The sequence below is a fragment of the Runella sp. SP2 genome, from assembly GCF_003711225.1.
Taxonomy (GTDB): Bacteria; Bacteroidota; Bacteroidia; order Cytophagales; family Spirosomataceae; genus Runella.
On sequence record NZ_CP031030.1, the window covers coordinates 5709038 to 5735000 of the forward strand.

The window sequence follows — 25963 nt, forward strand, 5'->3', positions numbered from 1 at the left end:
TAGGCAAGTTTAACTCATTGCAAATTTGCCTACTTGCATTTTGCCTTTTAAAATTACTCTGATTTTAAACTCTTTACGGGGTTCATCAACGCCGCTTTGATGGTCTGAAAACTGACTGTAGCCAAAGCAACCATGATTGTAATGAGGGCAGTTAGTACAAAATCAATCACTCCAATTTCGATTCTGTAAGGATAGTTTTGAAGCCATTCGGATACAGAATAATAGGCAATTGGAAATGAAACCATAAAAGAAAGAGCAACTACCTTGATAAAGTCTTGGGACAAAAGGGCAGTAATGCTTGCCGCTGAAGCCCCCAGTACTTTGCGAATCCCCACTTCCTTGGTGCGTTGTTCGGTCGAAAGGGTTGCCAACCCAAAAAGGCCAATACATGAAATAAAAATGGTTAGAAATGCCCCTAAAAGAAGAATTTTCTTCCATTTCTCTTCGGATTCGTATTGTTTTTGGTTCTCTAAATCTTTGAATTTATAAGCAAAGGCATTGATTGGAAAAAGCTTTTTAAAGGTTTTTTCAATGTAAGCAAGTGCCTTGATTTCGGTATTGGGCTTTATTTTGACATTTAAACTCCCAAAGCCTGTACTTTGCATCACAAACAACTGAGGCTTGATTTTATTGTTAAGTGCCTGATAATGGTAGTCCTTGATTACACCTACAATCTTCAATTTTCGGCCATCGTTGAAAGGGTAACTTATTACTTGCCCCAGAGGGTGTGTCCAGTTGGCGGCCTTGACGAATGTTTGGTTTACGATTACCGATTGCGCAGAATCCGCAGGAAAATCTTTTGAAAAATTCCGACCCTCGACTAACGAAATTTTGTACAATGGCAAAAACTCTTCATCAATTATGCCTAAACCGAATTGAATTTTTTGATTTCCATTTATCTTACCAACATCTTCCCAATGCTCTCCATTTTTAGGTGCAACTTGCAGGATATTGGGATTTTTGAGGAGTTCTTCTTTTAAAACCTCAGCGGTTCTTTTGGTCAAATCCCATTTTTCGACCACGATAGTGTGGCTATCATCATAGCCTAAATCCTTACTAATAAGAAAATTGAATTGCGCATAGAAGCTAAGTGTCACAAGAATGAGCAAGGAAGCCAACCCAAATTGAACTACTATCAATAACTTCTGTAGGTAATTTTTACCCGAAAAGGCCATTTGCTTATACAATGCCTTAACTGGGCTGTACCCCGACAAAACAATAGCGGGATAAAGACCTGCTAAAAAGGAGGTTAGAATAAAAATCAGGGCATAGCCTAATAAAATTTGAGCATCAAAAAGATAGGAAATGGACAGTGATTTATTCGCAAATAGATTGAACGTTGGCAATATGAGCTGAACCAACAAAATCGCAAATACGAAAGCGATCAAACTAAGTAAAAAAGATTCTCCCAAAAACTGTCCCACTAATTGCTTACGACTGCTTCCCACTACTTTTCTAACTCCAATTTCCTTGGCTCTTTTCAGAGACCGAGCCACCGTAAGATTAACAAAATTGATACAAGCAATGAGCAAAATAAACAAAGCAATAGCCGATAGAATATAACCATAAGTAGGGTTATTGGCATCTACAAGGCCATATTGGGCTGGCAAATCAGTGCTCAGATGTATATCTGGTAAAGGTTGTAAATTGAATACTACTTTATCTTTGATTTCATATTTGTCAACCAAAATTTTGTTGGCCTGCGCCGCATCTGTTTCATTAATTTGCTTCATTTTACGCACTACATTTTCTATACTAGCATTGGGGGTGAGTAAAACAAAGGTGTGAAAAGAGAAATTGAGCCACCATTCACTCCCTACAGTTTCTTCGGGATTGACAAATTTGGGCAATAAAAAATCAAACTTAATCGAACTATTTTGAGGGCTTTTTTTTGCCACTCCCGTTATCTGATAAGGACTAAACTGATTGTTGCTGCTGATTTCCAATGTTTTACCAACAACTTCGGTTGAATTAAAAAAAGTAAGAGCCATTTCTTCCGAAATCACCACAGAATTAGGCTTTGTCAGCGCCGTTTTTGGATTACCCATGAGCAGCGGAAAATCAAAAACAGAGAAGAAATTGCTATCAGTGTATATCATCTCAAAGCTTTTTACATCCCCCTTCGCTCTAATATCTCGAAAACCGCTTGAATAGCGCACAAACTCCTTAATTTCAGGAATTTTCTCTTTAAATAGCGGGCCTTGCAAATTACTAGAAAGACCATCACGGTGTCCGAGAGAACCATCAGGATGATACCAATCACTCACTATACGATAAATATGGGGGCTTTGGCTATGAAACTTATCATAACTCAAATCATCTTTGACATAGAGCAACATCAAGATAGCTGCCGCTAAACCAATAGCTAAACCCATGATATTGACAACAGAATAACTCTTGTGTTTCAATAGGTTACGAAATGCGATTTTGAAATAATTGCGTATCATAGCGGGGCTGTATGTGAAAGAGGTTGAATACTGAGTATCAGCACGAAAACGGCGTTTCAGAAAATAAGGACGACAAAAACGGATGACTTCAAAGAAATACATCCAACGGGCTTTTTGCGCTCCAAACTCCTTGATTTGAAACCCAAATTGCTCGTGTAAATCCCCCAACAGCTCTTCGTAAAGCTCTGAAGGAAGAAATCGTTTGACCAAGGCGTCGAGCCAAGCGGGTGGTTTCATGGTGCTTAATTAAGTAGGCAAGTTGGCAAGGGGCAAATAGGCAAGTTTAACTCATTGCAAATTTGCCTACTTGCATTTTACCTTTTAAAATCATTCTGATTTTAAACTCTTTACGGGGTTCATCAACGCTGCTTTGATGGCTTGAAAACTGACGGTTAGCAGCGTGATTCCTAAGGCACCCACTGCGGCCAACGCAAAAATCCACCACGAAATATCGGTGCGGTAGGTATATTTTTGCAACCAACCGTTGAGGAAATACCACGCAATCGGCGTAGAAATAAGACAAGAGATAATCACCAACACGACAAAATCCTTGGACAATAAGCCCCAAAGGTTGGGAACAGTAGCCCCAAGTACTTTTCGGATACCAATTTCTTTGGTGCGTTGCTCGGCCACAAACGACGCTAACCCAAACAAACCCAAACAGGAAATGAAGATAGCCAATGCCGCAAAAATCCCTGCTAATTGACCAATACGCGTTTCAGCCGCAAATTTTCGTTCGTATTCTTGGTCAGAAAATTTATAGTCAAACGGGCTTCCTGGATTGAATTTTTGAAATACGGCTTCTATTTTTTTGAGCGATTCGCCCGCACTCAACGCAGGATTTAATTTGACGTTAATCACATTGGCCCACCCATAATCCATCATAAAAACGGTCTGATAAACGGGTTCAAAAGGCGAACCCATCATCATGTCTTTCACCACACCGACAACTTGAAAAGGTTTTCCGTTCCACTTAACAATTTTACCAACTGGATTTTTCAAACCCATATAACGAACAGCGGTTTCGTTAAGCACCATGCCCGATGAATCAGTCGAGAATTTTCGAGAAAAATCCCTCCCTTGTACAAATTGCCACCCGATTGTTTTTCCAAAATCGTGCGTCACTGCAATGGTTCCAAAGCTATCTTTAAAGTTGGGGTCTTTGCCCTCCCAGTCAAAGCCGCCGTTTTGTGAGTTTAGGTTTGTAGCGGGGGCAGATGAAGTTGACATTTCTACGGCTCCGCCGCTTTTTATAAGCGCATCTCGGAGAGCATTATAGTTTTGGTACAACTCAGGCGTATTCATCGTTACCGTAATCAGCCCATTGCGATCGTAGCCAATCGGGCGATTTTTGGCGTATTGAATTTGACGAAGCACAATCGTCGTCCCAACAATGAGTGTCACCGAAACCGTAAACTGTATCACTACCAACACTTTGCGAGGAATTGAAGCAAAACGTCCTGCCCTAAATGTGCCTTTTAAAACCTTTACTGGCTGGAAAGAAGACAAATACAACGACGGATAACTGCCCGCAATTAAGCCCGTCAGGACGCTAAAGCCAATACCCAACAACCAAAAAATAGGGTTAGCCCATAAAAGCGCCAATTTCTTGTCGGCCACTTCGTTAAAAATTGGGAGTAGCAAAAGCACCAATACCAAAGAGACGACAAAAGCACAGGCCACCACCAACAGCGACTCACTGAAGAATTGACTGATTAGCTGTGAACGAACCGAACCTACCGCTTTGCGAATGCCGACTTCTTTGGCGCGCTTTTCGGAACGCGCCGTGCTCAAATTCATAAAATTGATACAGGCCAGCAGCAACACAAAAACACCAATGATGCCAAATAGCCAAACGTACTGAATGCGGCCATCTGGCTTTCCTGTTTTGTCCCAGCCCGTGTATAAGTGCCACTTACTCATCGGATGAAGGAACACTTCATTTTTAAAGGAAGCCACTTCCGGTACATGCTTTATTTTGATGCCCTTGATTTTTTGTGTGACGGCGTCAAAATCAGCAGTAGGTGAAAGCTGCACCAACATTTCCCACGAGTTATTGTTCCATTCTACGTTGTCCTGTGCCCGCTTCACCCACGGTTCCGACGATACATACAACTCCCACGGAGCAATGAAAGTCATATCTTTGAAATGGCTATTATAGGGTAGATCTTCGTAAACTCCAGTCACTTTTACATTCAATTTATTGTCTATTTTCATCAGTTTCCCAACGGGTTCTTCCTCGCCAAATAAGGCCGTCGCCACCGATTCAGACAATAAAATAGATGAAGGGTCTTTCAAGCCTGCTCGCGTGCCTTTGAGCATATTGAGCGACAGCATATCAGGAGCATTGGGGCTTAAATAGTTGCCCTGTTTTGTAAACTTTTTGTCGCCGTACGCCAAAATATGCTCATACGTCCATGAAGACATCACAACATGTTTAAAATCAGCAGCATACATCGTTTGCAGTTCATTCCCCAACGGAATTGGCATATGACCTCCCGCGAAAAAATCTCCGTTGACTGATCCGTTTTGCATCACTTGAGCAATGCGGTCGTAATTTTTAAAGGACTTGTTGTAGGACAATTCATCCCACACCCAAAGGCCAATCATCATCGCTACGGCCATGCCCGTCGCCAAACCGAAGATGTTGATAAACGAGTAACCTTTGTATTTCAACAGGTTACGAAATGCGATTTTAAAATAGTTGCGTATCATAGCGGGGCTGTATGTGTAAGAGGTTGAATACTTAGTATCGGCACGAAAACGGCGTTTCAAAAAATAAGGACGACAAAAACGGATGACTTCAAAGAAATACGTCCAACGTGCTTTTTGCGCTCCAACCTCTTCGGCTTGAAACGCAAATTGCTCGTGCAAATCCCCCAAAAGCTCTTCGTAAAGCTCCGAGGGGAGAAACCAACCCAAAAAACGGTCGGCCCAACGGGGAGGAGTTGGCTGCTTTTCCATCACTCAAGAAAAAGAAGGATTTGGAATGGCATCCCATAGTTCATTACGAACTTGTCGCATCTCAGCCAAGGTACGTTTACCCAATGCCGTGATTCGGAAAAAGCGCTTTCGACGCCCGCCACGCTCGGAGGTAGCGCCACCCAACTCAGACACGACAAAGCCTTTTTCTTCCAAGCGGTACAACGCAATATGAACACCACTCAAACTGATGAGACGATTGTTCATGCGTTGTTTTAATTCCGCCGCAATCGTGACGCCGTAAGCCGTTCCTTCCAGTACCGCGACCGTGAGTAAAACCAATTCTTCAAATTCACCTAAGTAAGAGCGCCCCATGGGTATGTTAGCGTGTTTTAGTATTTCATTATTATTTGCTAAACAAATAACCATGCCATGAAAAAAACAGGTGTTTCAAAAGCTTAGTATAACCAAATTATCTTCGGCATCTGTTCAACCTCGCCCCCTAAATCCCCCTCTCCTTTCTGGAGATGGGGACTTTTAAAGCCCTTCTCCTAGCAGGAGAAGGGTTGGGATGAGGTTGAATCCAAAGAATATTTTGTAAGCTGTTACTTTTGAGACAGCCTCTTTTGAAAAACCTGTGTCCGAAATCGTACAGGGTTTGTCCGCTGGTGAACAGAGACAAATCAGCAAGTAAGCAAGGGGCAAAAGGCAAGTTTAACTCATTGCAAATTTGCCCCTTTTAAAAGTTACTCTGCCCTTAAACTCTTCACAGGATTTACCAAGGCCGCCTTAATCGCCAAGTAACTGACCGTCAAGAGTGCTACGACCGTAGCCAGCACTCCCGCCAGCGCAAAAGCCCACCACGGCAAGTCGATTCGGTAGGCAAAATCGCGTAGCCATTGACTCATGGTATAACCCGCAATCGGCGAGGCAATGAGGGTGGCAATAAGAATTAATTTGAGGTAATCGGTCAATAACAAAGTCACAATGCCCGTCACGGAAGAGCCCAGTACTTTACGAACGCCTATTTCTTTGGTACGTTGGTGGGTAGTGAAGGCCGCCAGTCCAAACAAGCCCAAACACGCAATAAGCACCGCCAACCCTGCAAAAACACCAAATAACTGGCTAATATGCTGCTCCGATTGGTACATCTTGCTAAAACGTTCGTTTAAAAACGAGTACGCAAACGGATTATCAGTGGTGGCTTTCCATTGTTGTTCTATCTTTTGGAGAAGCCTCGGAATATCGTTGGTCTGAATGCGTAACGCGAGCTGATTGTTGTCTTTGCCATAGAAGATAACCAAAGGAGCGATGTGCTGGTGCATCGATTCAAAATGAAAATCTTTGACCACGCCCACCACCGTGTAAGTATGTTTACTACCCTCTGAGCCGTCGCCTACGGTAGAAATTTGCTGACCAATCGGATTTTTGAAGCCATAAGTCCGAACGGCGGCTTCGTTGAGCAAAACCGAAGAATTTTCGGTGGAAAAAGCTTTGGAAAAATTACGCCCTTGCGCCAAGCCAATCCCCAAAGTAGGCAAGTACTCTTCGTCGATGTAGTAGCCTTTGGTACGATGCGTGGCGGTACGTGCTCCGTCCTGAACCTGAACTCCGTCAACGCTTTGACTGGTGTGTCCCGCTGGCAAAAAACCAGCAGATGCCACTTTCACAACCGACGATAATTTCGCCAATTCAGCTTTAAATGCGTCAGCTTTTGCTCCTAACACGTGCGTATCGTGCAGCACCAGCACTTGTTCTCGGTCAAACCCTACTTTTTTGTTTTGCATAAATTGGATTTGACGATTGGCCACGATGGTCGCAACAATCATCCCAATCGATACCACAAACTGCGTGGTTACTAAGGCATTGCGCAACCAACCGCTCCGCCCACCAATTTGCAGTTTGCCTTTTAACACCGTAATGGGCTTAAAAGAGGCTAGTACAAACGCGGGATAACTTCCTGCCAACAAACCAATTACCAGAGAAGACACCACAGCACCGATGAGAAGCCGTCCATTGACGAGGTCGCTGGCGGTAAACTGTTTTCCCGATAACAAATTGAAGCTGGGTAAAAGCAAAAAGACCAACCCCAAAGCCAACACGAGTGCAAAAAAAGTGAGCAAGACCGACTCCGTCAGAAACTGAGTAACTAATTGCGTCCGCACCGAACCCAATACCTTTCGTATGCCGACTTCTTTGGAACGACTGGCCGAACCTGCCGTCGATAAATTGGTAAAATTGATACAAGCCAATAACAGAATAAAAAACGCAATAACCGAAAAGATATAGACGTACTTGGCATCGCTGTTGGCTTCTAGTTCATCGTCCAAATCAGAATGCAAATGAATATCCGTAATCGGTTGAAATTGGAAGCCAAAACGATTGCCTTTTTCCTGAAATTCGGTAAAATCTAAGCCAAAAAACTCTTTGATTTCGGGAGCGATGTATTTCGCAACAAACCCTCGACTGATGGCTTCTACTTGCATAAGAGAATGCCCTTCTCGAAGTTTTACGTACGTGTAAGCGCCACTTGCCAGCCATTTATCCCCTGTTCTGACCGATTCAAACGAACCAAACATATCGTAGTGGAAATGCGTATTGGAAGGAACATCTTCGCAAACACCCGTTACCCGAAAAAGTCCTAAATCTCCCACGGTAAGCGATTGCCCGATGGGATCAGCCTCACCAAAATACTTGTGGGCGGTTGTTTTCGTAAGTACTACCGTTTTGGGTTCAGCGAGGGCATTTTTCGGATTTCCTTTCATCATCGGAAGCGTGAAAACCGAGAAGAAGTTTGAATCCACGAACGCTATTTTTTCTTCTTTTATGATGTCCTGGCCGTGTTTGACCAAAAAAGCGCCCTCTTTCCGCAATCTAGTAACAGCCTCCACACCTGGAGACTCGCGCAATAAGGCTTGTCCCGAAGGCCCCGTTGAATAGGCCAGATTGATGTCTTTTTCGTCCATACGCGCGTGCAAAGTCATTCGGTAGATACGGTCTGCGTGCGCATGGTAACTGTCGTAACTCAATTCGTGCAACACATACAGTACAATCAGCAGGCAAGAAGCAAGCCCTACCGATAAACCGATGATGTTGATGGCCGTAAATGCCTTTTGCCGCCACAAGTTGCGGAAAGCGATGGTTAAATAATTGGATAACATGACTGTAGAGGATTGGTTAGAATAACTAGATTTGACGGTTTGTCGTTTGGTAAAAAAGGGGGTTAGGCAATGAAATGCGGCCCACACATACTCTCGGCGAGCGCGAGCAAGGCCCACTTTTGTCACCCGCTTATGAAAGTTTTCGTGCAAGTCGCCCTGAATGTATTCCAGTAAGTGTGGCGCAACAAACCATTCCAAAAGTTGGTCGGCCCAGCGGGGAGGTTGGTCTGGCAAAGAGTTGGTTGACTTTTTCATACGGGCATTTAAAACGGATTGGCTGATAAACCCATGAGTTCAAGTTTAGCTTGCGGAATCGACTGCCAAAGTCGGGTGCGGGTTTGTTGGATTTCCAGCAATACTTCACCTCCTGCGGCAGTTAGCGCAAATAATCGTTTGCGCCTTCCCCCTCGTTCAGCCGTTGCGCCTCCTACGGAAGATGACAAAAAGCCTTTTTCCTCCAAACGATACAGCGTAGTATGTACCGCGCTGATGGTAAAGTCGCGGCCCGTTTGCTGCTGAAGCTCCTCCATAACGGGTATTCCATATACGTCTTCATTGCAAGTGGCAACCACCAGTAGCACCAGTTCTTCGAGTTCTCCCAGTATCGTTTTTCTCATAAAATAGTCGGTCATTGATTAGATACAATTTTTTAGATGAAATAATCGTGCCACAACAAAAACCACCTTTGTCGGAGCTATTTTCAAAAATCAATGTCCGAAATCGTACAGGGTTTGTCCGTTCGCGAAATAAAAAACGGCATACGTACCAAGATCCCATACCCTCCAAAATGCAAAGGGTGTTACATGCTTGATTAGCATTGGGTTTAATTATTTTGGCTCAACAAGAACATCTAAAAACCTGAAAATCAATAACATATAAAAAATACTTAACGATTAACAATTAACGAACTGTTACATAGTAGCAATTTAAGGCAATCTAAATTTAGTTTGCAGTGAAAACACTTTTATAAAACAGACCTATGCCCTACTTGCTTTATCTCTGTATCAACGACGGCTCGGATACTAGAATCAACAAAGAAATCAAAACGTTATCGAAGCACTTTGATATTATCTATTTGGGCATTGGTCGGGACGAGTCTCAATCGTTTGTGAAACCGCTTTGTCGCGAATTTCATTTGGTCAAAGGCCATCATAAGTCTATCGGAACGTTGATTCGGTACGTGGGGACGTTTCTGAAATTATATTTTACCCAATCATACGGCAGCATCCACGTCATCAACGAGCAGCTTTTGGGGATTTTTTATCCGTTGTTGTGGTGGAGTCGCCGCCGCTTGGTGGCCGATATTTTTGATTCTATATTTTTGCGTTCCAATAGTGCTTTGGTACGCTCGTTGCAATCGTGGGTATATCGCCTTCCTTCGGCCATTATTGTTACCGACGACAATCGTTTGCAGCTTGTGCCTGACCACTTTCAAAAGAAAACGGTCGTCGTAGAAAATTATCCTTATGCCTTTACGGACGTCCAGCCCAAAGCCGCCAGCGACGACGAATTACTGATTTTATACAGCGGTTCGTTGGGTGTAACGCGCGGAACCCAACTGCTGAACGACTTGGTGGCACTTTCTTCTAAAGTACGCGTTTGGGCCATTGGTTGGGTGTATGACGAACCTACTCGCCAACTTTGCCAGCATCCTCAAGTAACGTTTTTGGGGGTAAAAACGCAGCAAGAAACCATGCGATTGGCTTCTGAATGTGACTATATTTTGTCGGTCTATGAACCCATCAACGACAACAACCTCAACGCCAGTCCCAACAAAATCTACGATGCGGTACAGGCACGAACGCCCGTTATTATCAATGCCGAAATCAAAGTCGCATCGTTTGTCGAAAAGGAAAATTTGGGATACGTCACCGATTCATACTACGTAACGGATACTAAAAAGCTGCTTGAAGAATTGATTTCCCGAAAGAAAAACTTTGTTTTTGACCAAAGCCTAAGCCAACGTTACACTTGGGAAGCCGTGGAAGGGAAGTTGTTGGGGGTGCATCGGTAGAGGTTTTTCGTATTTTTTTCTAACTTTGATTAAACGCAAAACACATTCAAAGAATGGATAAGCAGAAATTACCTTTACAGGTTTTACGGGATTTAGACGAATTAAAACCGCTTATCAAAGACCCCAGCTTAGATTTAGTGGTTAGGTCTGATGAAAAATTCCCTCTTTTGATAAGAACCAAAAAGTATGAAGATTTCTTTTTTAATATCACGCAAAGCATTGTGGTGGGTAGGTTTGAATTAGAAATCTTCCCTTATTTCGACGATGGTTTACCTTTTAAAGGGGGTCTGAAGGGAAGTATAAAAGAAGAATTTATAGAATGGATTGAAACAATCAGAGAATATGATTCAATAAACCTTAATTCTCTTTTTGAAAACCCACAATTAGAACCAGAAGAAGATATCTATGAAGAAAAGGACAAAGTTCTTCCTTGTTGTCTCAAAAGTTTATTGGTTAGCAATTTTCAGGGTATCAAATTAGCAGAGATAGACAATCTGCCCGTTGACACCCAATGGGTATTTTTGGTAGGCGAAAATGGTTTTGGTAAATCAACAGTACTCCAATCTATTTTGCTAGGACTAAACGGCAGCAAAGACGGGAACTTTGAATTGATTCAGGATGAAAGTATCAATATACAGGTTGCGTATAAAAATGACAAAGAAAATTTCGTTAACGACTGTTGGAGAAACCCACACCCTCTACCATATCTTGCAGCCTATGGGCCAGTAAGGCTGAATCTAAAAGCTGATGCTAAAATCAGTGACGAAGCGCGGATGAGTTCATTGACCTACAATCTCTTCAATTCTGATGGAGCACTGCTCAATATAGAGGCTAAAATGAAAGATTGGCTACTTCAAAAAAACAAAAAACGATTCGATTTGGTCAAAAAAGCGCTTTGTAAACTTATTCCAAACTTATCTGATGTACGTTTTAACGAAAGAACAAGCGAAATCGAATACATTGAAAAAGATATAGTAGATGGCTCTGAAACCTACGAACCTCTCCCTTATCAAAAATTAGCATCTGGATTTAGAGCTATTATTGGTTTGGCAGGCGATATGATTGTCCGCCTTTCCCACTTACAACCCAAAGTGAGCGACCCTTCCCAATTGAAAGGCATTGTTATCATTGACGAGTTGGATCTACACTGGCACCCTAAACTCCAAAAACAAATTCCGCAGTTGTTTTCAAATGTTTTTCCCAAAGTGCAGTTTATTGTTTCTACGAATAGCCCAATTCCGTTGCTCGGTGCGCCTACCAATTCTGTTGTTTTGAAAGTGAATCGTACTAAAGAAGAAGGCATTAAAATAGAACATATTAAAATTAATCTTAAATATCTCACCCCTAATTTACTGTTGACATCGGGTATTTTTGACATGGAAGATGTGCTTTCGGTCAATAATGATGACATAACCAAAACGCGAACGGAGGATTTGTTTGAAGAAATGAAACATAACGACGAAGTAGAGCGATATTTGGCTGAATTTGAAGCCAGTAATCGACAATTTCCCGATGCGCTTTTTGAACCCAAGGCCAACTAAAAATAGGAGATGATTCGAGTCGATAAAGATTTTGCCAATCCCCCTGTCAAGCTAACTACCGATGAGCGTACGAGACTTATCCAATTGACTTTGAGCGAAAAAGGCAAACACGAGTTTAAGAAAAAAGTTTACCGAGACAGTGTGTATGATGAACTCGTTGTTCTTTACCATGGGAAATGCGCTTATTGCGAAACGGATACTCGTGCGGGCGCTCCTATGCAAGTAGAGCACTATCGACCCAAAGCCAAAGTAACTGAGGATAATTTGCACGAGGGCTATTATTGGATAGGCTATGAATGGAGTAATTTATTCTTGAGCTGCTCTAAATGCAATAATAAAAAACGCAACAGTTTCCCCGTCTCAGGGATGCGTGTTATGTCGCCTACCTTCACCCAAGAGGGCTTATTGGATGCTGATTCCAGCATTGCTAATTCACAAGTGTTTCAGCAAGAACAAGCCCTTCTACTACACCCTGAAATAGATGAAACAGAACGTTTTTTTATTTTTTTGCCTAATGGGAAAGTTGATGCGGCGAATCAAAATTTAAGAGCCATCGAAACAATTAAAATTTGTGACCTAAATCGAAAAGACTTGGTCGAAAAAAGATTAAAAATTCTCAATTATTTCTTTGATCAGCTACAAACGGAGTTGAGAGATTTAGAAATGCAAAAAATTACCGAAGAGAAAGCTCGTCATGCCATAAAACGGCTTTTTGAAAAATTAGCACTACTCCAAAACCCTAAAAATGAGTACTCTCGTTTTGGATATTTTATGTTTGTCAAATTTGATAAATTTTTCAGTGAAAGGTTACCCACAAAACAAGGAAACGCAGCCAAGAGGCTTTTCGAACAATTTAGAACTGGCCAACTTTAATGGTTAAACTTGCTCACTCCCATTTACCCAAATGCCAACCGAAACTCCGTTCCAACATTAGGTGTGGGGTTTACCGTGATTTTGCAGGAAATCGCTTTGGCTAAGTCGCGAATTAGGTGCAAGCCCAACCCTGATTTTCCACCCACGTTGGCCGTTTCGGAGTAGAGGACGCTTAATTGCTGTTCCGAAACCCCACCTGCATTGTCCGTAATGGCCAAAATAACCTGCCCTTTTTCCTCGCGTGCTTCCCAGCGAATGCTGCCATTAGGAACGTTTTTAAGTGCTTTTAAGGCGTTTCCCGTCAGATTTTGCATGATTACTTTGAGGTAATCTTCGTCAGTTACGACGTTTAGATGATTGGGGTTTTCAAACTGAATCACTACTCCTGTATTTCCAGAGAAGAATTTTTGCAAATACTCAAATAGCTCATTTACAGCTACTTCTTTTGCCTGTGGCCGAAAGTTTTCCATTTGACTTTTGCTCCACAGCAGCATCGACTCCATGGTATCGAGCAATCCTTCGGCAGCGGTTGTGATGCGTTGTTGATGCGCAGCGGCCAATTCGGGCGAAAGCAAATCAGGGGCTTCTTTTTGGAGGTTCAAAAAGCTGATAAGGTTCGATACGGGGCTTCGTAAGTCGTGGCTCAAGATGGCAAAAAACTTGGCTTTTACTTTGTTGGCTTCGTCCAATTCATTGTTGAGGTGCAACAGCGTCGTATTGGTGCGCTTCCGCGTCTGATTTTGCCAATACAACAAAGCCCCAATCACTCCCAACAGCACAAGCCCAATCACAAAACCCACTCGCTGTTTTTTCTGACTTTCCAACTCCAACCGATTGATTTCAAGTTGTTTGTCGCGCAACTCTATCTCACGTTTACCTTCTACCTCGGCTATTTTGTTTTTATTTTCTTGGGAAAAAATGGAATCTTGCCCCGCCTGAAACTCCCTGAAATTAAGATAGGCATTTTTATAATCTCCTCGTTCTGCCTGTAATTCTGCCAAAACGCCCGTCCAGTACGATTGACTACTCACCTCCCCCTTTTGCCTACTTCGACTAATGGCGATTTGAAGGTATTTTTCGGCTTGTTGTAGCAATCCTTTTTGCTGGCTAGGTTGGCTTTTGGCTTTTTCGATGTAGGCTTCGCCGAGGTTTCCTGCATTCTGAATCGCATCCGATTGCATGGGATTTACTTTCGACCACGCCTCAAATGCCTTGAGGTTATAGCGAATTTTACTATCGATGTCCTTATCCGAAATCGTACCTAAGCTACCGTACGCACTTGCTAACCCTTCCAAATTTCCCGTTTTTTCCAAAAGAGGAATGGCTTGAAACAGGTATTTTTTGGCATTTACGTAATCTTCTTTGGCGATATAGACCGAAATCACCTTCATCATCGACTGCCCTACTTCCCGTTGGGCTTCGCCTTCCGACTCCTTGGTTTGTTTTTTTGCTTCCTGTAGCCCTTTAAGCGCGTAGGCTAGCGCTTTTTCGTAGTTTTTTTGGGCTAAGAATGTGGTGGAAACATTGCCCAACGCCACCGTTTTCAGGTAAGCATCCCCCAGTTCTTCGGAGATTTTTAATGCTTTTAAGTAATAGTCGATGGCCTTGGGATAATTAGACGCAATGTTTTGCTCAGCCGCCCCCAGATTGTTCAAAATCGAGGTCATGTTCCATTTATCGTCAATTTCGCGGTACACCACCAATGCCCGCTGAAAATACAATTGGCAAGAATCATACATCCCCTTATCACTGTAAGCCCGCCCTATTGCCCCCGTAAACACACCAATTCCCCGCTTCCAAGGCATTTTTTGCGCGTGTTTTAGCCCCAATTGACTGTAATAAAGCGCTTTATCTGAATTAATAAAAAAGTATTCTTCCGCAATACGCTTATACGTACGGGCTTTTAGGGTATCATTTTTAATCGTAGGCAAAACTTTTACCAACGAATCAGCCAGGGCCTGTCCTTGTTTTTGGGCGTGCGTGGCGTTGATTAGCAACCCCAACAGAAACAAAATAATCCCGCCCCCCTTTTTTAACGTCTTCATTTTAAGTTCAGTAAAGCCTCTTTGTAACTTCTCCCCACGGGCAACGCATATTCGCGAACGTGCACCTGCTGCGCTGATACCCGCTCAATGTAATGTTTTTGCACGGCATAGCTACGGTGAATTCTAACAAACGACTGAAAAGCTTGCTCCTGCAATAATAGCCCAATCGAAGCCAACACACTGTATTTTTTGGTCGGGGTCACAATCCGCGTATAATCTTTCAGCGCTTCCAAATACAAAATTTCGTGCAAGTTCAGCTTAACTTGTTGGTGACCATCTTTGATAAAGACTGTATTTCCTCCCAAACTGTATTCAAAAAGTTCGGCTTTCAGTTTGAGCGATAAGTAACTCTGCAAACGCATCATGCTGTGGTCAAAACGGTCGGCTTTCAGTGGTTTTACCAGAAAATCAAAGGCATCGACGTCAAAACTCTCGGCGGCATAATCGGGGTAGGCCGTGATAAAAATGCACACGGGAATGGCCCTAAACTGCGCTCGAAGCTCCAAACCCGAGGTTTCGGGCATGTCAATATCACTGATCAATACGTCTATTTGTCCTTGTTGCAACACGGGAATCGCCGCTTGGGGCGATTCAAAAACCCCAACCACGCGCAGCATCGGGTATTTTTTGGCATACATCAGTGCCGTCAGACGATCGATTTCATTGTCGTCAATGATAACACAGGTATAAGTAGTATCCGGATTCATGTAATAGTAGCACTTGACCAGTTAAAGATAGATGCTTTTGGGATAGAAGTGTGCGTCTATCAGGATTTATTTACTTTTCGGTAGGCTCGATTTCCCCTTCCATTCTGTCTTCCGTCTATTAAAACTGTTGTTGGTCGAGTACCGATTGCTACCCCACCTTCTTCTGTATAGTTTTGACTTGCTTAGTTCACAAAGCAATTATTCAAAACGAACGATACCATGGAACGACGAGATTTTTTATTGAATTCGGCACTCCTAACTGCTTTTACTGGATTATCACAAACGGCTTTTGGAGAAAATAACAATGGGGTTTTATCAGACAAGCTCAAACCCGTTTTATTACCATCATTGCCCCCTCTCGACCATAAAGGCAGCTCAGACATACGGGTTTGGATTCGGACTTCGATGACCAACGGGCTATTTTCGAGCGTGGAATGTGCCGTAGCTCCCAAAACCATGGGCCCCGCCCCACATTGGCACAAAGAACTCGACGAGTTGATGTTTGTTCTCGAAGGTACTGCCAGCGTTTTGGTGGGCGATGAAGTTGTGCAAGTAGAAGCAGGCGGGTGGCACCTGCGCCCACGCATGATTAAGCACACCTTTTTTAATACCTCCGACAAGCCACTCCGCTTCGTAGATATGTACTTCAACCAGCCCTTTGAGGAGTTTTTGGAGAAAATCTACCATCAACTTACGCCCGAAAACGGTTTTCCGCGTGGTTCGGCGGCGTTAAGTCGGGAGCGTGAGGTACTCAATGAAAAGTTTGGGCTTTTCTATGGTGCCAACTCAGGTGAAGAACGGGCGGCTATTGTGAAGAGATACGGGTTAAAATAGTGAATGAGAGATGAAGAAGTTATTATTGTTTTTTCTGTTTACCCATAGCCTTTACGCCCAAATGGGGCTACTAAGTCCTTACGGAGTTGAGTTTCCGCGCTTTTCGGCAGCCGCTCGTCCTGCACCCAATAATGTTGGTATTGGCACAATGCTCTTTAACACCACCAACGGCACTCACCAATACTCAGATGGTACTACTTGGCGAAACATATCAGCACTTCCACCTGCGGGTACGCTCCACCAAACTTTCCGCTACGATGGAAGCAATTGGGTAGGGTCTAATTTAATAGAAAACACTGGAACGCGAATACGTATAGCGGTGCCTGATAATATTTTTTTCACATCTACTGTAGGCATATACAATAAAGGAGATGAGGCCTCTTTTGGATTAGGGGTTGGATCAAAATATAAAGGAATGTTTATTGAAGCAGTTAACACTGCCATTGATGCTTATTCATCAAATAGCTATGCTCTTCAGGCATTAACACGTGATGGGGGGTACAGTGCTTTGTTTGGAGGCAGAATGATTATAGGTAAAAGTATCAATAGTTACTTAGAGGGTGGAATAGAATTTCGAGATGATGTCAATAGAGGTAGTCTGGCCTTCATCGGTATGCGTGGAACAACTGAGTTAGCTGTTTTTGGGTATGGTTATAATAATTATATCCAACGTTGGAACATCAACACAGGAAGTATTTGCTACGTTACTACACCTACTATTTGCTCGGACATACGTCTCAAAAAAGATTTTCGCAGATTGAGCCAATCTTCCGAAAAACTTAATCAACTAGAAGGGTATCAATATTACTGGAAAAACGAAAAAAGCCCTGATTTACAGACAGGATTGATTGCCCAAGAGGTGCAAAAAATCTTCCCCGAACTGGTCAAAACTGACGAAGATGGTATGCTCTCAGTGGACTATATGGGACTCATTCCACATTTGATAGAAGCCAACAAAAGCCTTTCGGCACGTATCGAGAAGCTAGAAACAATTCTCTCAAAAGAAAAATAATGTGCGTCCAGAATGTCCGTTTTTTACCATTAAATATACGTAGCAACCTTCCATTTTTGTCGTTAAACAACTCTCTCAAAACCATGAAACGACTCTCATTTTTTCTCATAGGCACCCTTCTGTGGATTGGGTGCTCACCCACGGAAGATTCTCCCACGCCCAACGACCCCGACACTACGAACCCTGTCACCAACGGAGCCATGGGCAAAGGTCAACCTGGCGTAGTTGGTACGGCAGGTGTTGCCGACTGGGACAAACTTTCGACTTCCGAAAAAGGCCGCATCATGGGCTGGAATGCCCTGTTTTTGCACCAATCTGTCGGGCAAGATTTGGAAGAAGGCTGCAAAGCCAACGGCTATCCTTTTGATTATTACGGTAAAGGCGACAAAACCGACGGTGCGGCGTCGGGCAAAGGGCTAAAAGGCGGGATTTTTGTCGATGTGGGTGGTATTCCAAACGGAAACCCTTCCGAAAAAATTAGGGTATTTCGTGAAAATGCGACTCGCAACAAGGACATACTCCAAATCATGATTTTTAAGTTTGGTTACGCCGACATCATGGACGATAACTACGAAAAAGTACAAACTGAGTACAAAACCATGATTGATGCCCTTCGTGCTCAATCGCCTTCGCTGCGTTTTGTGCACGTAACCCCGCCGTTGGTCTATTCCACTTCATCGTACGAAGGAAATGCCGCCAAAATGAAAGTAGGCCAATGGATGAAAGACACCTTCAAAGGCACTGATGTGATTTTTGACTTACAAGCCCTTGAAGCCAACGACGGTAGCTGCCAACAAAGCAACGTTTGGCGTATTTGTCCTGACAACCGTAATACCTCTGCTGACCCCAGCGACGTCAACGGGGTGGATACCTCCGATGGCCAAGGGCATATTGGCAAAAAAGCAGGCCAACGCATCAGCAAAGCACTGTTAATGAGCATTTATAACGCTGGACGATAACCCTTTTAATTCCTCTCTCATGAAAAAGCTATTATTACTATTTTGCACAATCGGCTATGGAGTGCTACACGCTCAAAACCCCGTCGTAGAGATACGCACTTCGGGTAGTACCGCCATTACCTCAAAAGCTTCACTTCACGCACTTTATACCACCTCGCCTTACATTCCCATTTTTTCACAGGCATCTGGTACGGGAATTTATTCCCAGGAAGGGCTGCACGGAGAAATTACACCTGATGCGAGCAATCCCAAAAGCCAATTTATTGGAGTGGTCGGACTAGGGAAAAACGCACCTTCCCTTGGTGGGAATGGCGCATACAACGTTGGTGTATTTGGTTCTGGCAAACATGGACTTTGGGGAAAGTCAAGTGAATCTTTTGGCTTTGGTGTCTATGGTGATGGGCATACGGGGGTACTTGGCATATCGAATACGGGAGGAATCGGAGTGCAAGGGATTAGTTACGGGGTTGGACTCGCTGGGTCATTTTTGGGAAATGTCGCTATTTCTGACCGCCTTGGAATAGGCATTAGTGGAAACATTCCAGATTTCATACTGGATGTTGGGGGTAGAGCCCGTATGCGCAGCGGTGGAAGCAACGAAACCAGCGCGGGGGTTTGGTTCAACAACAATGCCAACAATCAACTACGTGCGTTTATTGGAATGCGTGACGACAATGAGTTTGGCATTTATAGCCAAAGCATGGCGCAATGGCTTTTGCGATTGAATGTAAATATAGGCTCTATTTGCTCCTATTCTACCATCACCAACTGCTCGGATATGCGCCTCAAAACCGACATTACGCCCATTCGAGGCTCTCTTAACAGAATTCAAGCATTAAACGGCGTCAACTATCACTGGAAAAAACATCCAGAGACATCACTCCAAACGGGGTTCATTGCCCAAGAAGTTCAGAAAATTTTTCCTGAATTAGTCGAAACCGACCAAGAAGGCTTTTTGAGCGTCAATTACACAGGGCTGATTCCTCATTTGTTGGAAGCCATCAAAGAGTTACAAGGTAAAAATGGGCAGTTAGAAACCCGTCTTAGCGCCATTGAAGCAGCGTTGAATTTGCCTACAGGTACAGGAAAATAAAAGCGCAAAGGCGTTACCAAACACCATGAAAAAAACCATTGAACTCTGTCCGAAACTACAATTGAAACAGCCTTTTTACATTGAAGAAATTGCGTGGCTGGAAGGCATGGGTAATTACACTACCATTCATTTTCGGAACGGGAAGAGCATTCTCACTTCTAAAACCCTAGCGCTTTTTGCTCGTGAACTCCCCAAAGAGGTTTTTGTAAGGGTAAATCGTTCTTTTTTAATCCGAATCAGCGAGGTCTCAGTTCATAAGTCCGATACCCGAAAATACCTATCGCTTGTTTTACACAATGGGCAACAGGTAGAAGTGTCGCGTCGAAAAAAAACGTTGGTTAAAAAGTATCTCCGCCAAACAACATGAAAAAAGTACTCATTTTTGGGCTCATCATTTGGATGTTCATGGGTTGCAAAACAGCAGAAATAGACCCTGCTGAGCAACTCACTAACAGTATTTGGACGGGCTTTTTCAAATACAAGCCCGTTCGAGAAAACGACAACAGGCAGTTCGTACTCACGCAGTGTTTTGCCGTCTCTTTTTTGCCCAATGGTGTTTTTAAGTTTTACGAAGCGTTGGGCGAGTCGGGAGGCACATGGGTTTTGGGCGAAGACAACGTAGTTACCATCACCCAGACCAATAAAAACGTACTTAAGTTTGAGTTCAACCCTGCTAATCAAGCACTTACGTTCAGAAGCCTAACAGGTGCCCCCGACGAGTGGACGGCCTCAAACATGGAACTATCTGATGTAGCTAAAACCAGTAAAATGGAAAATGTCAAGTGGAACTACCCTTATGCGGGTAATTATGTTATCATTAAAAAAGACAACTTTAATGACAGTTATTTTGAAACTGTAACGGGCAAGCAGGCTATACAGCGGTTTCAAACCGTAATTATACAGTCGGGCAGGGTGTTTATTTATCGAAACAACGACGAAATGTACAATACCACTGCCACAGGCCCCACTACAGGAATCTCCGTCCAACTTATTAAATCATAAAGCAGATTCAGATGAAAAAACTCCTCGCTCAAGGTGTAGTTACCCTGCTGACCTTACTCGCCATAAATCACTCTCTGTCAGCCCAAAGTATCGTGGGTGCTTGGAAACGAACTGCCATCATCACTACCTATTCGGACGGAAAAACCACCGACGATATGGCAGAACTTACCAAAGCAATGCCTTGCACGGCCGATATTGTGTATGTTTTTGAAGCCAACGGAAATTTGAGTATGCGCGTCCCGAAAGGCTGCCCCATTCCTGCGGTACTTTCTACTTGGAAACTCAACGGCTCCACTCTCACAACCAGCATGAAAGACCTTACAAATACCGACCAAGTGAGCATCTCTGGCAATACCATGACCACTACGCACGTGTATAGTCCACAAGATAAATATGTACCCAAAGGGACAAAATCAATAAAAATCATCTATAAAAAGGATTAAAACAAATCCCTCAAACCATGAAAAAGCTACTCATTTACGGCCTTCTATTGGTCGTATTCTTCGTAAATATGGGCGCTGGCTGCGGCAACGACACCACAGAAACCCCCGACCCCGACAACTTTACGTCGCTGCTGGGCAAATGGGAAGCCATCCGCGCCCGCTATGAAATTACCAAACAAGATGGCTCCGAAATCAGCTCAGGGCCAGAGTTGAAGTCGAAGGGTGTGATTATTATTTGGGAGTTTTTTAAAGATGGTCGCATGGTGGCTACAATGGACGGCCAACGTCGCGAAGTGCGCTGGGAACTGAAAGTAACGCGCCTCAGTGGAAAAGACATTGACGTGGGGCAACTGAAGATCATTGGTAAAGAAGAAAAAGAATTGGCACAAAGCCTCGGCCAAAGTGGAGATTTGACGTATGATATTGAGCTGAAAGACAATATCATGTACCTTAAAGTAGATGCTACCAGTCAAGGGCCTTATAAGAAAAATATATTAGTTTATACCTATGCAAGACTCTAAACTATGAAGAAAGGAGTGCTATTAATTGGAGGTTTGATTTTATTGAGTTGGCTTGTTTACGAATGTAAATACTACACAAGCTACTGGTTTGATACTTTCGACCGACCGTGGGCTTACAGTTCTGATAAAAACGCAAAATTATTGGTTGGCAAATGGCAAGGAAGCTTTATCGACCCTGATAATGTAAAAAAAACGCTCGAAATAGAAATCGATGAACCAGTGACGGAAGAAGAACGTGAACGCAACGCAGCCCGTAAACGTAGTAGCCGAAGAAGGGATAACAAACGTTCGTTTGACGGCAAAGCCATTGCTAAAAGCCGATTAGGTACCGAAACATACGAGATTTATGGAGCCGTCGAAAAAGACGATTTTCATCGTCTTCACTTTAATTTCCGCCCAGAAGACGAGAAAAAACGCGTTCTTCCTAACTTTACTCTATTAGAAGCAAACAGTGGGAATTGGCAAGATAGCATGACCCTAACGCTTTCTTTTACATATCACAATGCTGACGGCTCTAGCACATGGAAAAGTTCAGACCCTCGCCATTCTAAAAAAGTAACCGCTACGCTGGGCCGAATTCCCCAATAATCTCTTTTTAAGGACATTTTTTATCCATTGCGAAGCTGTTTTTGGCTTCTTTAGGTACGCTTTTGCCTTTATTTTCCATACATCGACACTCATTTTAAATTCATACATTGATGAATCGCCCCTCTTTTTACTTCACCATTTTTTTGTTGCTGGGTATTTTTGGATGCAGCAAAGAAAACATCGAAACCGATGAATGCGACACTGCCCCTACAGCCTGTGGGTGTTCCCAAGCCCCGCCCAACTGTGATGGTAGCAGTGGTACACTTAGTGGCATTGTTTACGTTTCCCCATCAGGCAACGACACCAACGATGGAAGCGAAAATAAGCCGTTTAAAACCATTCAAAAAGCCGCTGACGGCGCAGACCCTTCCAAAGCTTTGGAAATCGTTCTGAGAGGCGGAACGCACGAAAGTAAAGAAATTAAATTTCGTACGTCCAACATTCATCTTCACTCCTATCCTGGTGAATGGGCTATCATTAAAGCATCCACGACCGTTGAAGACATCACAAGCTGTTTGTGGTTTCGAGAACCAACCACTGAAAATATCACCATCGAAAACCTCGAAATAGTGGGTGGTTATCTTTATGGAATAAAGTTTGAAAGCAATTGGGACGACGACCGTAGCGTACCTTTCTCCAAACGAAGAGGCGTGCGAAACGTAAAAATCTTGAATTGTAAAATCCACGATACGGGTCGGGACTGTATTAAAATTGCACCAGGCTGCCAATACATTCAAGTTCTTAATTGCGAAATCTATCGTTCAGGAATTGGACCTGCCAATATTTCGGCTCAAAATGCGGAAGGCATAGATAACGTCAATGGCTCCAACATGACCGTCCGCAATTGCTACATCCATGATATTGCCACCAACGGTCTTTATGCCAAAGGAGGCGCGAAAGATTGTGTTTTTGAGCAAAATTTAATCATGAATTGCGGCGAAGGAGGTTTAATTGCAGGTTATCTCGACACTGATGCCGAGTGGTTTGACACCGATAGTAACCCCAATTATTACGAAAGTATCAATGTCATTATTCGAAATAACATTGTTGTGAATACAAAATGGGAAGGAGTGGGGCTTTACGCTGCCCAAAATGCGCAAGTGTATAATAACACGTTTGTCAATGTAGCACAAAATGCAAGTGCGGCGTTATTGATTGCACGGGGTGAGATATACGGCACGCCCAAAGGGGATAAATTTCCAAAGTCTAAGGACATCAAAGTGGCTAATAATATTTTTGTGCAAGCCGCTTCCGCTCAAGGATACATGGCCCGTTTACGAGGTTTGCCCGAAGGAGTAAATGAATTAGGCTACAATATTTATTACAAACCCAGCCAAGTGTCGTATCGCATAGATAGAAATGATGATGAATACGAAGAGTTTTTAGGGTTTGATAACTGGAAGACGAAAAGTAAATTTGATAGTAACAGTTTTCTTATCAATCCTAAACTTGACAATTCGTATCATTTAGCTGACGGTAGCCCGTGCATTGGGGTAGGGAAAGTACTACAAAGTTTGGTAGAAAAAGATTATGACGGCAAGGCGCGAGGTGCTAAAATAGATATTGGCGCTGACCAGTATAACAATGGTTCTTCATTGAGTGTCCCGCCCGTATCTGTTACAAACGGCACCCGAGGCACTGGAGGCGAGTAATATATATCACAAAAAAAGAGGAGCTCATTTCTGAACTCCTCTCGGATTTTAATATTGTGGCGGCTACCTACTTTTCCACATTTTATTGCAGTATCATCGGCGGAGTGGGGCTTAACTTCTCTGTTCGGAATGGGAAGAGGTGAACACCCACCCTGTAACCACCATCAAGGTTATTAGCTATTTCGTCTTTCAATAAGCAATTGACATTGGTAGAGAATAATTTATGCAAATCTGTATTTACAAAGAAGCTATTGGGCAATTAGTACTGCTCAGCTTTGATGTCACCACCTTTACACTTGCAGCCTATCAACGTCGTCGTCTACAACGTCCCTTATGTGGAAGTCTCATCTTCAGGCCAGTTTCGCACTTAGATGCTTTCAGCGCTTATCTGTTGCCCACGTAGCTACTCGGCCGTGCAACTGGCGTTACAACCGATTCACCAGAGGTGAGTCCAACCCGGTCCTCTCGTACTAAGGTCAGCCCCCGTCAAACTTCCTACGCCCATCACAGATAGGGACCGAACTGTCTCACGACGTTCTGAACCCAGCTCGCGTGCCACTTTAATCGGCGAACAGCCGAACCCTTGGGACCTTCTCCAGCCCCAGGATGTGACGAGCCGACATCGAGGTGCCAAACCATCCCGTCGATGTGAGCTCTTGGGGATGATCAGCCTGTTATCCCCGGCGTACCTTTTATCCTTTGAGCGATGGCACACCCATGCGCAACCACCGGATCACTAAACCCTGGTTTCCCACCTGATCGACCCGTCGGTCTCACAGTCAAGCTAGCTTGTGCTTTTGCACTCCCCTGACGATTACCGTCCGTCATGAGCTAACCTTTGGAAGCCTCCGTTACTCTTTTGGAGGCGACCACCCCAGTCAAACTACCCACCATGCGCGGTCCTCAATAATAAGTTAGAACACAGAATACAAAAGGGTGGTATTTCAACGTTGGCTCCATGAATCCTGACGAATCCACTTCATAGCCTCCCACCTATCCTACACATTCATATCCCATATCCAACGCAAAGTTGTAGTAAAGGTGCACGGGGTCTTTCCGTCCCGTGACGGGTAAGCGGCATCTTCACCGCTACTACAATTTCACCAAGCTCACGGTTGAGACAGTGCCCAGATCGTTACACCATTCGTGCAGGTCGGAACTTACCCGACAAGGAATTTCGCTACCTTAGGACCGTTATAGTTACGGCCGCCGTTTACTGGGGCTTCGATTCAAACCTTCGCTTGCGCTAAGCTCCCCTCTTAACCTTCCAGCACCGGGCAGGTGTCAGGCAACATACTGCGTGTCTCCACTTTGCGTTGCCCTGTGTTTTTGTTAAACAGTCGCCTGGGCCATTTCTCTGCGACTCTAGCTCGCGCCAGAGTGTCCCTTCTCCCGAAGTTACAGGACTAATTTGCCGAGTTCCTTAACCGTGATTCACTTGAGCACCTTGGTATATTCTACCCAGCTACCTGTGTCGGTTTACGGTACGGGCTAATACAAGCTGATGTTTCAGCGCTTTTTCTTGGAGGCCAGTTCAAAAGTTCGCTTTGTCCGTAAACGCCGCTCAACGAAGACTTCCGTCACTTCGTACTCTCTCCCCTACCCCGTACGCTTCACACTTGTATCAGGTGCAGGAATATTAACCTGCTGTCCGTCAGGTGCGGCCTTCGCCTTCCCCTTAGGCCCCGACTAACCCTCAGTTGATTGACATAGCTGAGGAATCCTTAGCTTTACGGTGTGTATGGTTCTCACATACATTGTCGTTACTTATGCCTACATTTGCTTTTCCAAAATCTCCACCATAGCTCACGCTACAACTTCACTGACGTTGGAATGCTCCCCTACCGATTATTACTAATCGCATCGCTTCGGTGATATACTTGATGCCCGTTTATTATCGACGCCCGCCCCGCTCGACCAGTGAGCTGTTACGCACTCTTTAAATGTATAGCTGCTTCCAAGCTAACATCCTGGCTGTCTCGGCAGTCAGACTTCCTTTGTTCAACTTAGTATATACTTAGGGACCTTAGCGGTTGCTCTGGGTTGTTCCCCTCTCGGACCGTGACCTTAGCACCCCGGCCCTCACTGCTGTGTCTGTTTATGCCCATTCGGAGTTTGTCAGAATTTGGTAGGATTTGACTCCCCCGCA

The 25963-nt window shown here is 43.8% G+C and carries 20 protein-coding genes and 2 rRNA genes (1 of these 22 only partly in view); 13 read left to right on the top strand and 9 right to left on the bottom strand.

Annotated features, from left to right (window positions below; genetic code table 11):
* Window positions 1-53 precede the first annotated feature (53 nt).
* From DTQ70_RS22960 to DTQ70_RS22980, 5 genes are all read right to left on the bottom strand, one after another.
* On the bottom strand, window positions 54-2684 hold the full coding sequence (locus tag DTQ70_RS22960) for an ABC transporter permease (RefSeq protein ID WP_229599996.1): 2631 nt from the start codon (window positions 2682-2684) through the stop codon (window positions 54-56).
* Between the two features lie 90 nt (window positions 2685-2774).
* Entirely contained in the window at window positions 2775-5411 is a 2637-nt protein-coding gene (locus DTQ70_RS22965) for an ABC transporter permease (protein ID WP_122932974.1), read from the bottom strand.
* Window positions 5412-5414: 3 nt separating this feature from the next.
* Window positions 5415-5744 (bottom strand): helix-turn-helix transcriptional regulator, encoded by a 330-nt coding sequence (locus DTQ70_RS22970; protein WP_028523458.1) that lies wholly within the window; start codon window positions 5742-5744, stop codon window positions 5415-5417.
* A 371-nt stretch (window positions 5745-6115) separates the two neighbouring features.
* Window positions 6116-8785 carry an ABC transporter permease gene (locus DTQ70_RS22975; protein ID WP_122932975.1) on the bottom strand — a complete coding sequence of 890 codons (2670 nt, stop codon included), beginning with the start codon at window positions 8783-8785 and terminating at the stop codon, window positions 6116-6118.
* Between the two features lie 8 nt (window positions 8786-8793).
* A complete protein-coding gene (locus DTQ70_RS22980) occupies window positions 8794-9147 on the bottom strand; it encodes a PadR family transcriptional regulator (protein WP_122934525.1) in 354 nt (117 codons plus the stop codon).
* A 362-nt stretch (window positions 9148-9509) separates the two neighbouring features.
* On the opposite strand from DTQ70_RS22980, the gene DTQ70_RS22985 reads away from it, so the two are divergent.
* Genes DTQ70_RS22985 through DTQ70_RS22995 form a run of 3 tightly spaced genes read left to right on the top strand, consistent with a single transcriptional unit; the run spans window position 9510 to window position 12958 of the window.
* Window positions 9510-10544 carry a hypothetical protein gene (locus DTQ70_RS22985; protein ID WP_122932976.1) on the top strand — a complete coding sequence of 345 codons (1035 nt, stop codon included), beginning with the start codon at window positions 9510-9512 and terminating at the stop codon, window positions 10542-10544.
* Window positions 10545-10597: 53 nt separating this feature from the next.
* Window positions 10598-12085, top strand: coding sequence for an AAA family ATPase (locus DTQ70_RS22990; protein WP_122932977.1), 1488 nt, complete (start codon window positions 10598-10600; stop codon window positions 12083-12085).
* Window positions 12086-12094: 9 nt separating this feature from the next.
* On the top strand, window positions 12095-12958 hold the full coding sequence (locus DTQ70_RS22995) for a retron system putative HNH endonuclease (protein WP_122932978.1): 864 nt from the start codon (window positions 12095-12097) through the stop codon (window positions 12956-12958).
* A gap of 23 nt (window positions 12959-12981) precedes the next feature.
* Here the strand turns inward: DTQ70_RS22995 and DTQ70_RS23000 are convergent, their stop codons facing one another.
* On the bottom strand, window positions 12982-15003 hold the full coding sequence (locus DTQ70_RS23000; protein ID WP_122932979.1) for a tetratricopeptide repeat-containing sensor histidine kinase: 2022 nt from the start codon (window positions 15001-15003) through the stop codon (window positions 12982-12984).
* On the bottom strand, window positions 15000-15710 hold the full coding sequence (locus DTQ70_RS23005; protein ID WP_122932980.1) for a LytTR family DNA-binding domain-containing protein: 711 nt from the start codon (window positions 15708-15710) through the stop codon (window positions 15000-15002). Before DTQ70_RS23005 ends, DTQ70_RS23000 begins: the two co-directional genes overlap by 4 nt.
* Window positions 15711-15929: 219 nt before the next feature.
* Between DTQ70_RS23005 and DTQ70_RS23010 the strand changes: the two genes are divergently transcribed.
* The 10 genes from DTQ70_RS23010 (at window position 15930) to DTQ70_RS23055 (ending at window position 23814) form a co-directional block, all read left to right on the top strand.
* Complete coding sequence (locus tag DTQ70_RS23010; protein WP_122932981.1) at window positions 15930-16544, top strand: cupin domain-containing protein; 615 nt, start codon at window positions 15930-15932, stop codon at window positions 16542-16544.
* A 10-nt stretch (window positions 16545-16554) separates the two neighbouring features.
* On the top strand, window positions 16555-17556 hold the full coding sequence (locus DTQ70_RS23015; RefSeq protein ID WP_122932982.1) for a tail fiber domain-containing protein: 1002 nt from the start codon (window positions 16555-16557) through the stop codon (window positions 17554-17556).
* An 83-nt stretch (window positions 17557-17639) separates the two neighbouring features.
* Complete coding sequence (locus tag DTQ70_RS23020) at window positions 17640-18515, top strand: hypothetical protein (protein WP_122932983.1); 876 nt, start codon at window positions 17640-17642, stop codon at window positions 18513-18515.
* Window positions 18516-18534: 19 nt separating this feature from the next.
* Complete coding sequence (locus tag DTQ70_RS23025) at window positions 18535-19608, top strand: tail fiber domain-containing protein (RefSeq protein WP_122932984.1); 1074 nt, start codon at window positions 18535-18537, stop codon at window positions 19606-19608.
* A gap of 25 nt (window positions 19609-19633) precedes the next feature.
* Window positions 19634-19975 carry a LytTR family DNA-binding domain-containing protein gene (locus DTQ70_RS23030; RefSeq protein ID WP_122932985.1) on the top strand — a complete coding sequence of 114 codons (342 nt, stop codon included), beginning with the start codon at window positions 19634-19636 and terminating at the stop codon, window positions 19973-19975.
* Complete coding sequence (locus tag DTQ70_RS23035; RefSeq protein WP_122932986.1) at window positions 19972-20610, top strand: hypothetical protein; 639 nt, start codon at window positions 19972-19974, stop codon at window positions 20608-20610. The genes DTQ70_RS23030 and DTQ70_RS23035 overlap by 4 nt, the downstream gene beginning before the upstream one ends.
* An 11-nt stretch (window positions 20611-20621) precedes the next feature.
* Entirely contained in the window at window positions 20622-21053 is a 432-nt protein-coding gene (locus DTQ70_RS23040) for a lipocalin family protein (RefSeq protein ID WP_122932987.1), read from the top strand.
* 17 nt (window positions 21054-21070) lie between these two features.
* On the top strand, window positions 21071-21574 hold the full coding sequence (locus DTQ70_RS23045; protein WP_122932988.1) for a hypothetical protein: 504 nt from the start codon (window positions 21071-21073) through the stop codon (window positions 21572-21574).
* Window positions 21575-21577: 3 nt separating this feature from the next.
* Window positions 21578-22162, top strand: a complete 585-nt coding sequence (locus tag DTQ70_RS23050; RefSeq protein WP_122932989.1) for a hypothetical protein — start codon at window positions 21578-21580, stop codon at window positions 22160-22162.
* A 110-nt stretch (window positions 22163-22272) separates the two neighbouring features.
* Window positions 22273-23814 carry a right-handed parallel beta-helix repeat-containing protein gene (locus DTQ70_RS23055; protein ID WP_122932990.1) on the top strand — a complete coding sequence of 514 codons (1542 nt, stop codon included), beginning with the start codon at window positions 22273-22275 and terminating at the stop codon, window positions 23812-23814.
* Between the two features lie 54 nt (window positions 23815-23868).
* Here the strand turns inward: DTQ70_RS23055 and rrf are convergent.
* Together rrf and DTQ70_RS23065 are read right to left on the bottom strand one after the other, a co-directional pair.
* Window positions 23869-23980: ribosomal RNA gene (rrf, locus tag DTQ70_RS23060) — 5S ribosomal RNA — on the bottom strand.
* Window positions 23981-24053: 73 nt separating this feature from the next.
* Window positions 24054-25963, bottom strand: a 23S ribosomal RNA gene (locus DTQ70_RS23065); it runs 895 nt beyond the window's last position.

Bases quoted from the DNA above. Each gene is read 5' to 3' on its own strand.
- DTQ70_RS22960 (WP_229599996.1), bottom strand. From the start codon at position 2,684: ATGAAACCACCCGCTTGGCTCGACGCCTTGGTCAAACGATTTCTTCCT.
- DTQ70_RS22965 (WP_122932974.1), bottom strand. From the start codon at position 5,411: ATGGAAAAGCAGCCAACTCCTCCCCGTTGGGCCGACCGTTTTTTGGGT.
- DTQ70_RS22970 (WP_028523458.1), bottom strand. From the start codon at position 5,744: ATGGGGCGCTCTTACTTAGGTGAATTTGAAGAATTGGTTTTACTCACG.
- DTQ70_RS22975 (WP_122932975.1), bottom strand. From the start codon at position 8,785: ATGAAAAAGTCAACCAACTCTTTGCCAGACCAACCTCCCCGCTGGGCC.
- DTQ70_RS22980 (WP_122934525.1), bottom strand. From the start codon at position 9,147: ATGAGAAAAACGATACTGGGAGAACTCGAAGAACTGGTGCTACTGGTG.
- DTQ70_RS22985 (WP_122932976.1), top strand. From the start codon at position 9,510: ATGCCCTACTTGCTTTATCTCTGTATCAACGACGGCTCGGATACTAGA.
- DTQ70_RS22990 (WP_122932977.1), top strand. From the start codon at position 10,598: ATGGATAAGCAGAAATTACCTTTACAGGTTTTACGGGATTTAGACGAA.
- DTQ70_RS22995 (WP_122932978.1), top strand. From the start codon at position 12,095: ATGATTCGAGTCGATAAAGATTTTGCCAATCCCCCTGTCAAGCTAACT.
- DTQ70_RS23000 (WP_122932979.1), bottom strand. From the start codon at position 15,003: ATGAAGACGTTAAAAAAGGGGGGCGGGATTATTTTGTTTCTGTTGGGG.
- DTQ70_RS23005 (WP_122932980.1), bottom strand. From the start codon at position 15,710: ATGAATCCGGATACTACTTATACCTGTGTTATCATTGACGACAATGAA.
- DTQ70_RS23010 (WP_122932981.1), top strand. From the start codon at position 15,930: ATGGAACGACGAGATTTTTTATTGAATTCGGCACTCCTAACTGCTTTT.
- DTQ70_RS23015 (WP_122932982.1), top strand. From the start codon at position 16,555: ATGAAGAAGTTATTATTGTTTTTTCTGTTTACCCATAGCCTTTACGCC.
- DTQ70_RS23020 (WP_122932983.1), top strand. From the start codon at position 17,640: ATGAAACGACTCTCATTTTTTCTCATAGGCACCCTTCTGTGGATTGGG.
- DTQ70_RS23025 (WP_122932984.1), top strand. From the start codon at position 18,535: ATGAAAAAGCTATTATTACTATTTTGCACAATCGGCTATGGAGTGCTA.
- DTQ70_RS23030 (WP_122932985.1), top strand. From the start codon at position 19,634: ATGAAAAAAACCATTGAACTCTGTCCGAAACTACAATTGAAACAGCCT.
- DTQ70_RS23035 (WP_122932986.1), top strand. From the start codon at position 19,972: ATGAAAAAAGTACTCATTTTTGGGCTCATCATTTGGATGTTCATGGGT.
- DTQ70_RS23040 (WP_122932987.1), top strand. From the start codon at position 20,622: ATGAAAAAACTCCTCGCTCAAGGTGTAGTTACCCTGCTGACCTTACTC.
- DTQ70_RS23045 (WP_122932988.1), top strand. From the start codon at position 21,071: ATGAAAAAGCTACTCATTTACGGCCTTCTATTGGTCGTATTCTTCGTA.
- DTQ70_RS23050 (WP_122932989.1), top strand. From the start codon at position 21,578: ATGAAGAAAGGAGTGCTATTAATTGGAGGTTTGATTTTATTGAGTTGG.
- DTQ70_RS23055 (WP_122932990.1), top strand. From the start codon at position 22,273: ATGAATCGCCCCTCTTTTTACTTCACCATTTTTTTGTTGCTGGGTATT.